Genomic DNA, 13,947 nt, shown 5'->3' with positions numbered 1-13,947 from the left:
ATGAGACTGTTAGCCAAACGCTCTTTGCGATTCATGCTGCCCTGGATGTTATTACTGATCGGGCTGCTCGGTACGGGGTTTGCCGGCTATTGGATGAAACACGACATAGAGCACGACGAATATCGCAAGTTTGCTTTTTACTGTGATGAGATCCGGTTACAAGTAGAGGCACGGCTTGATGCGCATAAGCAGACATTATTGGGAGGCGCCGCGCTATTCGACTCATCGGATACCGTGACGCGTCAGGAATGGCATCGTTATGTCCAGCGCTTACGTGCTGATGAACATTTTAACGGTATTCAGGGCTTGGGCTTTTCAGTGTGGATTCCGGCCGGACAATTAGCCGCACATCAGGCGCAGCTACGCGCTGAAGGCTTTCCTGAATATACGGTGCATCCTGAAGGTAAGCGCGATGTTTATTCTTCGGTCATTTTTTTGGAACCGTTTAACGGGCTGAATTTACGCGCTTTCGGCTATGATATGTATTCCGAACCGGTGCGCCGTACGGCAATGGAACAGGCACGAGATAAAAATGAAGTTATCCTGTCGGGCAAGGTGACTTTGGTACAGGAATCGATAGAAAATGCGCAGGCGGGTACGTTGATGTATGCGCCTGTCTATCAAAAAAGCCGACCTCTCGATACTGTCGAGCAACGTCGGGCTGCATTGTCGGGCTGGGTGTACAGCCCTTTTCGTATGGGTGATCTGCTTGATCAGCTGGTGCCGAATGTTGAAGGTAAAACGGCGACGCATGTACATTTTCGCGTTTATGACGGCCCCTCTGTGCAAGCGGATAAGTTGCTGTATGACAACGCAGAACCGTCTTATGTTGAGACTGTCCGGCCATTGTCCATCAAAGAAATAATGATCGATTTTAACGGCACTGTGTGGACATTGCAGTTCGAGCAGGTTGTCGGTACACAAGGTATCTATGATTACAGCAAGTTGTGGATTATGCTGGGAGCGGGAATCCTGAGCAGTTTCCTGCTGTTTTTGCTGTTGCGTTTTTATCTTAATATGAGCATCAATGCCTCGAAAATAGCTCATAAACTGACCGCAGAATTGCGCGAGAGTGAGCAACGTTTCCGGCTATTGGCGGATTCGGCGCCGGTGCTGATCTGGCAATCGGATACTGATAAACTCTGTTATCACTTCAATAAGGTTTGGCTGGAATTTACCGGTCGTACTTTGGAGCAGGAACAAGGCAACGGCTGGGCAGACTGTGTACATCCTGATGATTATCAACGCTGCCTTGATCTTTATATAACGGCTTTTAACCGGCGCGTAAGTTTTTCCATGGAGTACCGTTTGCGTCGCCATGATGGCGAATATCGCTGGCTGATAGATACCGGCGTTCCCCGTTACACCGAAGATAAAGTTTTTCTTGGTTATATCGGTTCATGTGTAGATATCACTGAGCGAAAGCAAATGGAGGATAAGTTGGCGCGCGCCCATGCTGAATTGCAACAGTTTACTTATATTGCCGCACACCATTTACAAGAGCCGGCGCGGCGTTTGGTGAGTTTTAGTCAACGCTTGCGCGAACAAATGCCGGTAGAACTGCTAAACGAAGACCTGACCGCCTCGTTGTATTTTATTGAACAAGGCGCGGTGCGGCAAAGTGCCCTGGTGCGCGATATCCAGTTATATCTTGCCGCCGACCAAGCGCGCAGTATGATCGGGAAAATTGCCGTTTCCGAGGTTATTGCTCACTTACTGAAGCAGAGGTCGGCGTTAATCCGCAAAACAGGTGCGCAGGTGGATTACAATGACCTTCCTTCCGTCTATATTGACCGTCCGCGCCTGAAAGATATTTTCAGTATTCTGTTGGACAATGCCTTAGACTATCGTCATCTTGAGCTTACGCCGCATATATCGATTAGTGGTGAATTAAGGGCCGGGCGGGTGGTTTTCCGCGTTTCGGATAATGGCCTTGGTATTCCTACAGAATACCGGGAGCGCGTTTTTGGGGTGTTTGAGCGCTTGCAGGTGCATGATAATCAAAACTCCACAGGCATCGGTTTGGCAATTGTACGGCGTATCGTTGAAAGTTGCGGCGGTTCTGTCAGCTTGAAAGAAACGCAGGGTGGCGGGACTACTGTTTTATTTGATTTACCTGAATAAATGTCGGGTTACGCTATTGCTAACTCAACCTGCATAAGAGATTTAATAATGAGCGATATCGGTAATCCTCACGTCGTTGAAATTTTACTGTTGGAAGATGAACCTTCGGATGCGTATTTGGTAAAAATGGCGTTAAGAGAAGGCAAAGTGCTGGCGCACTTACATCATGTGGTTGATGGACGCGAAGGACTGGATTTTTTAAACAGAACAGAGAAATATGTCGATGCGCCGCGTCCTGATTTGATTTTTCTCGACCTTAATATGCCGCGCATGAACGGCTGTGAATTTTTAACCGTCATTAAGGCCGATGAACGCTTTAAAGGCATTCCTGTGGTGGTGTTGACGACCTCCGATGTTGAAAAAGATGTCGTATATTCTTATCAGCTCGGTGCGACCAGTTATATCACCAAACCTGTAGATATGCCGCAGTTTGTTAAGGCTATTCAGCAGATTGGCGATTATTGGTTTAGCCTGGTGCGTTTGCCGCAAGATGGCAAGCTATGAACCGGTTCGGGACGATTCGAGTATTGCTGATAGAGGACGAGGCCGGCGATGCGTATCTGGTAAAAACGAAATTGGGACAAACTCAGAGCGGACGTTTTGAGGTAACCTGGACGCAATCGCTTAGTGAAGCACAACAATGTTTGGCGGACTCATCTTTTGATGTGATGTTGTTGGATTTGACATTACCCGATTCAGAAGGTTTGGCAACTGTTCACAGTGCGCGCAGCATGACCATGGATATTCCTATTGTGGTGCTCAGCGGACACAGCGATACCGATTTTGCATTGACCGCGCTGGAGGCTGGAGCCGTGGATTACATGGTCAAAGGCGATTTTGGTTATGACGGCCTGGCTCGGGTGATTCGTTACGCGCTGTTGCGAACCGACATGGAGGCGCGGAATAATTTATTGATAGCGGCATTGGAAGCCGCGGCAAACGGTATTGTTATTACCGATAAATACGCGACGGTGATATGGGCTAACCCGGCTTTCGGTCGATTAACCGGTTACAGCCCGAAAGAAGCGGTGGGCAATAAGCCGAATCAACTGCTCAAATCCGGCTTTCAGGATGAGGCATTTTATCAGGATATGTGGGCTGATCTTATAGTCGGTCAACACTGGCGCGGCGAACTGATCAATAAGCGCAAAAACGGTACCCTGTATCATGAAGAGCTTAGCATTGCGCCGGTAAAAAGCAGCACCGGCGAAATTACCCATTTTATCGGCATTAAAGAAGATATTACCGAGCGTAAGGAGATGGAAGCGCAATTGCAAAAACTTGCCAGCACCGATCCTTTGACGGGATTATTTAACCGCCGCGTATTTTTGGAGCAATTGGAGCGGGAAAGAGCGAAAGTGGCGCGATTGCCCCATTATTCATCGGTATTGTTAATGCTGGATTTGGACTATTTTAAACGGGTCAATGATGCTTACGGCCACGCTACCGGCGATGCGGTATTAAAAGCGTTTGCCGAAGTCGTGCGCAAGACTTCCCGCGCCATAGATATACCGGCGCGCCTCGGCGGTGAAGAATTCGCCATCTTGTTAACCGGAGCTTGCAAGAAAGACGCCCTGACAATGGCGGAACGGTTACGCGAGCAAGTGGCAGAGGCTGTTGTCGATCATAAAACAGGCCCTGTGAAAATTACGGTCAGCATCGGCGCCGCTACGTTACTGGCTGATGATATGAATGGCGAAGCGGTGATGCATCGCGCAGATGCCGCTTTATATGAAGCTAAAGACAGAGGCCGCAATCAAACCTACTGGTCTTGCTTTTAGTTGCAGGTGCGGATTGCTCTGCTTGGCTGATAAAAGAATGCGCGATCTGTCAGGATTGTCTCCCTCTACACAATTACTCCTTGGAATAAATGATATGAAAAGTATTTTATTGGCGCTTTTGCTGGCAAGCAGTTTTTCATTGTCGCAAGCCGCAGAAAAAACCAGCTCGTTACATCAGGTCATTGCCGGAGAACAGCGTTCTGCCGAGCATAAAAAACGGGATAAATACCGGCATCCGCAACAAACGTTGGAATTTTTTGACGTTAAGGACAATATGACGGTCGTCGAAGTTTGGCCGGGTGAAGGTTGGTACACGGAAATTCTTGCGCCTTATCTAAAAAATCACGGCAAACTGTATGCCGCGCATTTTTCAGCCGATGCCGAAGAGCCTTATTTTAAAAAGAACTTGCATGACTTTGTTAAAAAAATAAAAAGTCAGCCGAAAATCTACGATAAAGTCGAGTTAACCGTATTGCAGCCGCCAAATTTTTTGCAAATAGCCCCGGATGGTTCGGCCGACAGGGTTTTAACATTTCGTAATGTGCATAACTGGATGAAAGGCGGCCAGGCCGCAGCGGTATTTAATTCGATGTACAAGGCATTAAAGCCCGGCGGTATTTTAGGCGTCGAGGAGCATAGAAACTCAACGTTAAAGCCGCAAGATACCAAGGCTGTGTCCGGCTATGTCAGTGAGGATTATGTGATTGCGCTGGCAAGAAATGCAGGCTTTGAGTTTCTGGATAAATCCGAAATCAATGCCAATAGTAAAGATACCAAGGATTATCCCGAAGGCGTCTGGACTTTGCCGCCTGCTTTAAAACTTAAGGATAAAGACAAAAAGAAATATCTGGCCATTGGCGAAAGCGACCGGATGACGATTAAATTCATCAAACCCCGATAAATATAGATCATCGTTTTTTGACGGCTGTATATCACATGTGACTATCACCGGACTGAATTTGCGAAACAATCCACAAATTGTGCGGGTGTTAAATAAAATCAGAACGTAAACAGCAAAACAGCTGATATTTACGCTATAAAAAATAATAAGTATTTGAAAATTAAAGAAATAAAATGATGTGTAAAAAGTGTCCATTTTAACAAAACTTTAATAAAAACCGCTAGTAAGGGTTGTTAAAAACGATTTTTCCACAGAGTTATCCACAGATACTGTGGGTAACTCGAATACTTTAATACGTATAATCACTTAGCCTTAAAACATCAAAAATAATTCAAATATTATGGCCAAGTTGCAAAGCGGGAGTGAGTCGGTTTTCAGGGTTGCCATTGCCGTTCCTGTTTATCGGCTATTTGATTATCTTGCCCCAGAACAATTTGAGCCGACCCATATCAAACCGGGCATTCGCCTCGAAGTGCCTTTTGGGAAGGCTAAAAAAATCGCCATTCTGGTCGAGTGCGTTCAACATAGCGATATAGACGTCGGTAAATTAAAACGCGTCGAACGGATACTGGATGAGAAATCGCTACTATCAACAAAAGATATGGCGCTGTTGCATTGGGCCAGTCGTTACTATCATCATCCGTTGGGCGAGGTTTTCAGTGCTGCTTTCCCGGTAGCGCTACGTCAAGGAAAGTCAGCCGTTATTCAAACGGAAAAACGTTATGCTTTGACCGAAGCAGGCAAAGCTATCGATAGCGAGCTGTTGAAGCGGACGCCCAAGCAAAAAAGCGTATTGGAAAAATTCCAGGCACATCAAAGTTGTTTATCCGAAGCGGAATTGTCCGCATGGAATCAAAACTGGCGTACTTCGGTAAAACAGCTGGTAGACAGGCAATTGCTACAGCTTGCGGCCTTGGAATCCGGCACAGATTTTACCCTGAGCAAAGCCGGAGGGGGCACCCATCCGGTAACAAGGAGTAATGCTCTGCAATGTAATCCGCCGCAGCAAGCGGCGATAACGGCAGTATGCGATAGCTTGGGACAGTTTGGCGTTTTTTTACTGGAAGGAGTGACCGGCAGCGGTAAAACCGAAGTCTATATGCAAATTATTCACTCCGTGCTGGAACGGGGGCAGCAGGTGTTGGTGTTGTTGCCGGAAATTACCCTGACGCCCCAGCTTGAGGAACGGTTCAGGCAACGATTTACTGTCAGCATTGCCATTTCACATTCTAAATTGACCGACCGGCAGCGAGCTTGTGCCTGGCTTAAAATGCAGCGAGGCGAATGTTCCATTTTATTGGGCACCCGGTCCGCCCTATTTACGCCGCTAAAGAATCCCGGCTTGATCATTCTCGATGAAGAGCATGATGCCTCGTTCAAGCAGCAGGAAGGTTTTCGTTTTTCCGCCCGCGATGTCGCCGTGGTGCGCGGCAAGCTGTTAAATATTCCGGTATTACTGGGTTCGGCAACGCCGGCACTGGAAACTCTGCATAACGTCGATAACAAACGTTACCGTTTACTGCATCTGCCGGAAAGAGCAGGCAATGCAACTGCGCCGGTCTTGCAGTTGCTGGACATCAGGAACAAAAGGATGCAGGAGGGTTTGTCCGAAGCGCTTATTGCAGAGATTCATAAAACCCTGGCAAAAAATGAACAGGTATTATTATTCTTAAACCGGCGCGGCTTTGCGCCGACCCTGATCTGCCACGGCTGCGGATGGGTTGCGCGTTGCAGGCGTTGCGACGCTAATCTGGTGATTCATCATGATGAAGGGATATTGCGTTGCCATCATTGCGGACATGAACAACGCCTGATAAGAGACTGTCCCGCCTGCAAGGCAAGTGAATTGACGCCGCTGGGCCTGGGTACCGAACGGGTAGAAAAAGTGTTGGCGGAGTTATTTGCCGATAAAACGATTGTTCGTCTGGATCGGGATTCCACTCAGCGCAAAGGTTCATTGGAAGATTATTTGCAACAAATCAACCAAGGCACGGTGGATATTATTTTGGGTACGCAGATGCTGGCGAAAGGCCACCATTTTCCCAATGTGACTTTGGTGGCGATACTGGATGTGGACAGCGGCCTGTTCAGCATTGATTTTCATGCTCCCGAAAAAATGGCGCAAATGATTGTGCAGGTTTCAGGCCGTGCCGGGCGTGCGGAAAAGCCCGGCAGAGTTATCATGCAAACCCGGCAGCCTGATCATCCTTTATTAACAACGCTGATCAGAGAGGGCTATAGCAGTTTTGCCAAAACCGCGTTAGCGGAGCGCAAAGAAGCGTCATTGCCGCCGTTCAGTTATCAGGCGTTATTAAGAGCGCAGGCTACAGATACTGATATGCCGAAGATGTTTTTGCATGCGGTTGTTGAATTGGCGCAAGAGCATAGTAAAGGTCATACCCAAGTTTTGGGGCCGGTTGCCGCGCCGATGGCCAGACGTGCGGGACTTTACCGCTACCAACTGCTGTTTCAAAGCGACAGGCGGCCGGAGCTGCATGCGTTGCTTGATGTGCTGATGCCGAAAATTGAAAAGCTTAAGCAGGCAAAAAAAGTGCGTTGGTCGTTGGATGTCGATCCGGTGGATTTGTATTGAGGCTTAAAAATCTTCACCACGAAGGCACGAAGAACGCGAAGCTTTATATTTTCCTTCGTGATCTTCGTGCCTTCGTGGTGAAAAGTTCTTTGATCTAAAAACAACTATTTTTCCAAGCCGATAAAATCCCAAACCTTGTGCGAAAAGGTCGAGTCTTTATGCTCAGGTACCGGCGGGCCATTCGGATAATTTAACTCATAGACTCGGGCGGTATCTTTGGCAAGATCCGGCAATTCAAGCTTAGTGTAGGCTTCCTGCATGATTTGCAATGCGAAAGGGACCGCAGGCGTGCGCTGGTATTTGTCAACGACGGTAGACGCTCTGTTGACGGCAGCAACATAAGCTTTGCGTTTCATGTAAAAACGGGCGACATGGACTTCATACATTGCCAGATTGTTTTTGAGCGCGATCATGCGTAGTTGAGCATCGGGTACATATTTGCTGCTTGGAAACCTGCGGATCAGTTCGGCAAAATTGTCATAGGCATCACGAGCATTTCCGGGATCGCGTTGTGACGTATCGGTAGGCAGGAAGCGATCGATGAAGCCTATACCGCGATTGTAATTAACCAGGCCTTTTAAATAATAAGCGTAATCAACGCTGGAGCTGCGCGGATTGATTTTGATAAAACGGTCTGCGGCGGCGATTGCGGCCTCAGGATCACCATTCTTGTAATAAGCGTAAGCCACATCCAGCTGGGTCTGAGCGGATTCATCGCCGAAAGGGTAACGGGATTCAAGTGCTTCGTAGAGCTTGATTGCTTTATCATAATTACCGGCATCCAGCGCGGTTTTGGCCTGTTCGCGGAATTTCTCGGCATTCCAGTCGGCGTATTCGTCTGTAGTATCTGAATCGCCGGAGCCTAGGCTTTTAAGCGTCTCACAGCCTTGAAGAGTCAGGCCTAAACAACAGATAAGTAAAAATTTAATTAAAATTAATCGCATAGTGCTAACGACACGCTGTAATATAAGGGGTTTTTCTCGCTGGATATAACTGCGATACTTTGGGATGGCTTGAGTATCCGCCGAGTATAACTTAACAATGGGTTAATCAGAAGAACTTGTTATGACAAGATTAACGGAAGAAGTGCCATTTGAAATGGCCGGTATGCGCTTAGATCAAGCGCTTGCGGAAATGTTTGCGGATTATTCGCGTAGTAAATTACAAAGCTGGGTTAAATCCGGACGAGTGCAGGTCAACGGGCTGACGCTCAAGCCTCGAGATAAGCTGGTCGGGGGCGAAATGATAGCATTGGACGCGGAGGCGGAAATAGTCATTACCGCTGAACCGGAGTCAATCCCGCTGGAAATCATTTTTGAAGATGAAAGTCTGCTGATTGTGAATAAACCGGCTGGCTTGGTTGTGCATCCTGCGGTAGGAAACTGGAACGGTACGCTGTTAAATGCTTTGCTGAATCACGATTCCAGTCTGGAAACTTTGCCAAGAGCAGGCATTGTGCACAGGATTGATAAGGAAACCAGCGGATTATTGATGATTGCAAAAACCTTGCAAGCTCATAACAGTTTGACGCAACAGTTACAGGAACGGGACATCACCCGCGAATATCTGGCGATTACGCGTGGCCGCATGACGGCAGGCGGTACGGTGGATGAACCGATCGGCAGGCATCCTACCGATCGTAAGCGCTACGCGGTCAGGGAAAATGGCAAGCATGCCGTGACCCATTACCGGGTTGGCCAGCGCTTTACCCGCCATACGCTGGTTCAGGTTAAGCTGGAAACAGGACGTACCCATCAGATCCGGGTGCATATGGCGCATATTCGTTTTCCGCTGTTGGGCGATCAGGTTTATGGCGGACGTTTTCAAATGCCGGCGGACTGTAGTGAACGATTGGAAAAAGAATTGCGCAGTTTCAAACGCCAGGCTTTGCATGCGGCAAAACTGGGCTTACAACATCCCGTTACCGACGAATATCTTGAGTGGGAACAACCGATGCCGGAGGACATGACCCGATTGCTGGAAGCATTGGCGGAAAATGAGCGGGATTAGACACTGGCTGGTTCCGAACTGGCCCGCTCCGGCCAATATCCACGCGGCGACTACGTTGCGTACCGGTGGAAGCAGTTGCGGCGTTTACGCCAGTCTTAATCCTGCCATGCATGTGGGCGATGACGCTGATAAAGTTAAGCAAAACCGGCAGGTCATTAAAGAATTGCTGGATTTGCCTGACGATCCGGTTTGGCTGGAGCAAATACACAGCAATCGAGTAGTACAGGCGGTAAAAACCGAATCATTGCAGCAGGCCGATGCCAGCTATACCGCTGAAGCCAAGGTTGTGTGTGCGGTAATGACTGCGGATTGTTTGCCGCTGCTGGTTTGTGCGACTGACGGTAGCGAGGTGGCCGCCATTCATGCGGGTTGGCGGGGTTTGTTGGCAGGGGTGATCGGCAATACGCTGACCGCAATGAAAAATAACGATTTTTTGGTATGGCTGGGGCCTGCAATCGGCCCGGACTGTTTTGAGGTAGGCGCTGAAGTGCGGGATGCTTTTTTGGCAAAATCGGCAGCATTCATGACGGCTTTTAAACAGCAAAGCAACGGCAAATGGCTGGCGGACATTTATCAGTTGGCTCGAATCGATCTGGCGATGGTGGGCATCGACAAGGTTTACGGGGGCGGTTTTTGCACCGTTACCGAACATCAACGTTTTTATTCTTATCGTCGGGATAGAGAAACAGGGCGTATGGCTACGCTAATTTGGAGAGAATAAAATAGTGGATTTACTGATATTAATTATCATCTTTACGGCAGTCGGCGGCGTGTTGAGTGTTATGGCGGCGGCGGTTTTTCTATTATTGCCGGATCATCGCCGGAATGCAGTGCTGCCGCACGGGATCAGTTTTGCAATTGGCGCATTATTGGCGGTTGCCTTCTGGGGGCTGATTCCCGAGGCATTTTCAGCAATTAAACCTGAACAGTTTCAATCATTATCCGGGACCATTTTAGCGGGCGTGCTCGGTTTTTTTGTGCTGGAAAAGTTGTTGATCTGGCGTCATTGCCATTCCGGCAGTTGCGAAGCGCATGGCGATGAAGATGATCACGATCACGGGCATGAACATGAGCATAGCCACAGTCATGGCGCGGCTAAGTCGGCTGGCGCGTTGATTATTCTCGGTGATGGCATCCACAATTTTGTCGATGGAGTTTTAATCGCGGCCGCGTTTTTAACCGATGTGCAATTGGGCATCGTTACAAGCTTGGCCGTTGCCGCGCATGAGATCCCCCAGGAAGTGGGTGATTTTGCGATTTTGTTGCACAGCGGCTATTCCAAAAGCAAAGCGCTTTTTTACAATATGCTTGCCAGTTTAACTACGGTTTTGGGCGGTGTATTGGCATACTTCGGGTTGGAAGATTTGCATGACAGCTTGCCGTATTTTCTGGCGCTGGCTGCCTCAAGCTTTATTTATATTGCGGTAGCCGATTTGATACCGTCATTACATAAGAAAACCGACATGAAAACCTCATTGCAGCAGATCGCTTTGATTGCTATGGGGGTGCTGTTGATTTGTTCATTACATGGCATCGCCCATAACATGGGGGGATAGGCTGCCTTTGAGCAGGCAGGGTCATAAGGTGTCGGCCCGAAGATATAGAAATGATATTTGGTGAATTTTGGCGCTCTTTAATTGATAGCCCGGTAAATCTTCAGCTTTTTTAACGCCAGTAGCTTTAGCGGGTATAGGCAACTTGCAAAATTACATTTTTGCTGTGGTTGCTCCATGTAAGCTCATGGATATCAAACTCATTTGCGCTTTGTCTATCGTCGCTATCCAATTTGATACCCAGTTTGCTGAGCTTAAAATGGGTTTTATCAATGCTCAACAGGTTGGCCGGGGTTACGAGATACTCAATCAGCGTATTCAGGTAGACATCCGGGTTGGCCAGACTGTTTACACGCGATTCGTATGAAACATCGTCAGTCTTGAACAGCTGATCGCTCATGCGTAACGCCATTTCCTGTTTGACTTGAGCTACTATGCATCCAAACAGATAGCTTTCCAGTGCAGTGCTTAACTCTGCACTGTTGGCGCAAGGGGTATGAATTTTGTGCGAAGAAAAATTGACCGCTTGCTGCGGAACATCGTGAATGACCATATCTCCCAGCATGCCTACGCCCAGCGTTTGCTTTTCACTCTTGTGGGCAGTTAACAGGGCATACAGTACGGGGACTTGATCTTTGCTATGGGCGCGTAAATAGGCATTCACATCGGGATCAGCATCAAACAGTGTGTCGATGTCTTTGCTGAGAACGAACAAAGTGTTGATGAGCGGGTCCGTACTAAATGCATCCCGGTTCATGTTGACCGGTGGGGGAATCTCATTAGAGACCAGGAGTACATGTTTGTGTAGTGCCTGTACATGCTCCCTTAGCTTATGGGAGTAGTCGTGTACTGCCCGCATTTTACTGTTTGATGCATTAACGAAATTTTCGACGATTTGCCGGTCTTCCTTCGTTTGTTGCTCTCCGTTGTGAATATGACTACTTATACTCCCGAGAAGAGTTTGCAAATGATGTATTTGGTCGTCGAAAAAAGTTCTGAGACTGGCTGCATGTGATCGTCTATTTTCGTTCATGATTGGCTCTTACCGTAAGGGCGATTGCTCAATTTGAATAATGTTGTTCTTGGACATTGCCGAGTAGTCCATATAAATACAATTCTTTGGCAATCGTGCCTATCATCGGACAACCCTCTTTCAACTGTCCGATGATAGGGCAATGAATAAACTCAAAGTCCATTATTTTATTGAAACATATGCCCCGCCCGGCGGAGAAAAAAGCCAAGGTAAAAACCTGATATTCTTCAGGGTGAGTATTTATGTCGCATCAAATTAAGTGGTGACATCAGGCGCGCTTCTGCCGGTGCGTTTTTTAATCTCGCAAAATTGCTCGGCAAGGCTGATCAACTCCGCCAAAGCCACTTGAGCATCCTGGTCATGTTTGGACGCATCCGCTTCAAAACGTTCCAGGTAGATTCTTAAGGTTGCGCCGACTGTCCCGGTTCCCGATAAACGAAAAATAATGCGTGAGCCGTTGTTAAAGCCGATACGTATGCCTTGTTTGCTGCTGATGCTTCCATCTACCGAGTCTTCATAGCTGAATTCATCGGCATATTTAACCGTATATTCGCCGAAAGTTTGCCCCGGCAATAGGGATAGTTGATTTACCAGATGCTCGACAATGCTGTTGGCGATATCCATTTCTATAGCTTCATAGTCATGCCGGCAATAAATATCGCGGCCGAATTTTTGCCAGTGCTCATGCACAATGTCGGCAACAGATTGGCGTTTTTTTGCAATTAAATTCAGCCAGAACAGTACCGCCCATAAACCGTCTTTTTCCCGCACATGATCCGAGCCGGTACCAAAGCTTTCTTCGCCGCATAAGGTGATTTTTCCTGCATCCAGAAGATTGCCGAAAAATTTCCAGCCGGTCGGTGTTTCATAGCAGGGAATGTTGTAATGGGCTGCGACGCGGTCAACCGCTTGGCTGGTAGGCATTGATCGAGCCACACCGCGCAAGCCTTGGGCATAAGCCGGGATCAAGTGCGCATTGGCCGCCATAATGGCCAAGCTGTCGCTAGGCGTTACGAAAATATTGTTGCCGGTAATCATGTTACGGTCGCCATCACCGTCGGATGCGGCGCCAAAAACCGGGGCTGCTGAGCTGAACATGCGCTCGGCAAGTTCGTGAGCATGCGCCAAATTGGGGTCGGGGTGATGGCCGCCAAAATCTTCCAAAGGTTCGGCATTAATGACTGAAGCAGGCGCTGCGCCCAATATGTCGACCAATATTTTTTTCGCATAAGGGCCGGTAATGGCGTGCATCGCATCGAAGAGCAAAGTGATATAGCCGGAACCAATGCTTTGTTTGAGCAAATTGAAATCGAAAATAGACTGCATCAGTTCCGCATAGTCGGCCACCGGATCGATGATGGTGATGTTAAGGTCGTCTATTTGTACAGTACCTATGTGATCCAGGTCTATATCGTCGATATGGGCAATTTTATAAGAGTCGATACTCAGGCTGCGCTGAAAAAACGCGTTGGTGTATTTTTCCGGGGCAGGGCCGCCATTACCGACATTATATTTGATACCAAAATCTTCGTTAGGGCCGCCGGGATTATGGCTGGCGGAAAGAATCAGCCCTCCGAAGGCGTTATTTTTTCTGATGATATGTGATGCTGCGGGGGTAGACAGTAGGCCGCCTTGCCCTATAATAAGTTTACCAAAACCGTTGGCTGCCGCCATCTTGATGATGATTTGTATAGCCGGTCTGTTAAAATATCGCCCGTCTCCACCCAGTACCAGCGTTTTCCCGGTAAAGTCATCTAACGAGTCGAAAATTGATTGAACAAAATTTTCCAGGTAACCGGGTTGCTGGAACACTTTAACTTTTTTTCTAAGGCCGGATGTGCCTGGATTTTGGTCCTTGTATGGATGCGTTGTGATAGTTTCTATTTGCATGCTGGATCCTTAATTCGACAATTAACGTGGTGAACTAAAGTACACCAAAACTCTTATCTAGT

General features: G+C 47.9%; 11 protein-coding genes. 8 read left to right on the top strand and 3 right to left on the bottom strand.

The window, feature by feature from the left end:
- The 5 genes from V7051_RS03860 to V7051_RS03840 all read left to right on the top strand — a co-directional run bounded on the left by V7051_RS03860 (position 1) and on the right by V7051_RS03840 (position 7,399).
- The gene (locus tag V7051_RS03860) at positions 1-2,124 is read left to right on the top strand and encodes a CHASE domain-containing sensor histidine kinase (protein WP_333873724.1); all 2,124 of its coding nucleotides are present in this window, start codon (positions 1-3) and stop codon (positions 2,122-2,124) included.
- A 48-nt stretch (positions 2,125-2,172) separates the two neighbouring features.
- The gene (locus tag V7051_RS03855; RefSeq protein WP_333873725.1) at positions 2,173-2,628 is read left to right on the top strand and encodes a response regulator; all 456 of its coding nucleotides are present in this window, start codon (positions 2,173-2,175) and stop codon (positions 2,626-2,628) included.
- Positions 2,625-3,905 (top strand): diguanylate cyclase, encoded by a 1,281-nt coding sequence (locus V7051_RS03850; protein WP_333873726.1) that lies wholly within the window; start codon positions 2,625-2,627, stop codon positions 3,903-3,905. Before V7051_RS03855 ends, V7051_RS03850 begins: the two co-directional genes overlap by 4 nt.
- A gap of 94 nt (positions 3,906-3,999) precedes the next feature.
- The gene (locus tag V7051_RS03845) at positions 4,000-4,806 is read left to right on the top strand and encodes a class I SAM-dependent methyltransferase (RefSeq protein ID WP_333873727.1); all 807 of its coding nucleotides are present in this window, start codon (positions 4,000-4,002) and stop codon (positions 4,804-4,806) included.
- Positions 4,807-5,146: 340 nt separating this feature from the next.
- The gene (locus tag V7051_RS03840; protein WP_333873728.1) at positions 5,147-7,399 is read left to right on the top strand and encodes a primosomal protein N'; all 2,253 of its coding nucleotides are present in this window, start codon (positions 5,147-5,149) and stop codon (positions 7,397-7,399) included.
- A 104-nt stretch (positions 7,400-7,503) separates the two neighbouring features.
- Here the strand turns inward: V7051_RS03840 and V7051_RS03835 are convergent, their stop codons facing one another.
- Positions 7,504-8,343, bottom strand: coding sequence for an outer membrane protein assembly factor BamD (locus V7051_RS03835; RefSeq protein ID WP_333873729.1), 840 nt, complete (start codon positions 8,341-8,343; stop codon positions 7,504-7,506).
- A gap of 121 nt (positions 8,344-8,464) precedes the next feature.
- Between V7051_RS03835 and rluD the strand changes: the two genes are divergently transcribed.
- Genes rluD through V7051_RS03820 form a run of 3 tightly spaced genes read left to right on the top strand, consistent with a single transcriptional unit; the run spans position 8,465 to position 10,965 of the window.
- The gene (rluD, locus tag V7051_RS03830) at positions 8,465-9,409 is read left to right on the top strand and encodes a 23S rRNA pseudouridine(1911/1915/1917) synthase RluD (protein WP_333873730.1); all 945 of its coding nucleotides are present in this window, start codon (positions 8,465-8,467) and stop codon (positions 9,407-9,409) included.
- Positions 9,396-10,130, top strand: coding sequence for a peptidoglycan editing factor PgeF (gene pgeF / locus V7051_RS03825; protein ID WP_333873731.1), 735 nt, complete (start codon positions 9,396-9,398; stop codon positions 10,128-10,130). Before rluD ends, pgeF begins: the two co-directional genes overlap by 14 nt.
- 4 nt (positions 10,131-10,134) lie before the next feature.
- A complete protein-coding gene (locus tag V7051_RS03820; RefSeq protein WP_333873732.1) occupies positions 10,135-10,965 on the top strand; it encodes a ZIP family metal transporter in 831 nt (276 codons plus the stop codon).
- Between the two features lie 124 nt (positions 10,966-11,089).
- Here the strand turns inward: V7051_RS03820 and V7051_RS03815 are convergent, their stop codons facing one another.
- The gene (locus V7051_RS03815; protein WP_333873733.1) at positions 11,090-11,995 is read right to left on the bottom strand and encodes a hypothetical protein; all 906 of its coding nucleotides are present in this window, start codon (positions 11,993-11,995) and stop codon (positions 11,090-11,092) included.
- 255 nt (positions 11,996-12,250) lie between these two features.
- Positions 12,251-13,885 carry an alpha-D-glucose phosphate-specific phosphoglucomutase gene (locus tag V7051_RS03810; protein ID WP_333873734.1) on the bottom strand — a complete coding sequence of 545 codons (1,635 nt, stop codon included), beginning with the start codon at positions 13,883-13,885 and terminating at the stop codon, positions 12,251-12,253.
- Between the last annotated feature and the right edge of the window lie 62 nt (positions 13,886-13,947).

The organism is Methylobacter sp. (genome assembly GCF_036845245.1).
GTDB lineage: Bacteria > Pseudomonadota > Gammaproteobacteria > Methylococcales > Methylomonadaceae > Methylobacter_A.
The sequence above is the reverse complement of the archived record's forward strand: the minus strand, read 5'-3'. Positions and strand labels throughout refer to the sequence as shown.

Bases quoted from the DNA above. Each gene is read 5' to 3' on its own strand.
- V7051_RS03860 (WP_333873724.1), top strand. From the start codon at position 1: ATGAGACTGTTAGCCAAACGCTCTTTGCGATTCATGCTGCCCTGGATG.
- V7051_RS03855 (WP_333873725.1), top strand. From the start codon at position 2,173: ATGAGCGATATCGGTAATCCTCACGTCGTTGAAATTTTACTGTTGGAA.
- V7051_RS03850 (WP_333873726.1), top strand. From the start codon at position 2,625: ATGAACCGGTTCGGGACGATTCGAGTATTGCTGATAGAGGACGAGGCC.
- V7051_RS03845 (WP_333873727.1), top strand. From the start codon at position 4,000: ATGAAAAGTATTTTATTGGCGCTTTTGCTGGCAAGCAGTTTTTCATTG.
- V7051_RS03840 (WP_333873728.1), top strand. From the start codon at position 5,147: ATGGCCAAGTTGCAAAGCGGGAGTGAGTCGGTTTTCAGGGTTGCCATT.
- V7051_RS03835 (WP_333873729.1), bottom strand. From the start codon at position 8,343: ATGCGATTAATTTTAATTAAATTTTTACTTATCTGTTGTTTAGGCCTG.
- rluD (WP_333873730.1), top strand. From the start codon at position 8,465: ATGACAAGATTAACGGAAGAAGTGCCATTTGAAATGGCCGGTATGCGC.
- pgeF (WP_333873731.1), top strand. From the start codon at position 9,396: ATGAGCGGGATTAGACACTGGCTGGTTCCGAACTGGCCCGCTCCGGCC.
- V7051_RS03815 (WP_333873733.1), bottom strand. From the start codon at position 11,995: ATGAACGAAAATAGACGATCACATGCAGCCAGTCTCAGAACTTTTTTC.
- V7051_RS03810 (WP_333873734.1), bottom strand. From the start codon at position 13,885: ATGCAAATAGAAACTATCACAACGCATCCATACAAGGACCAAAATCCA.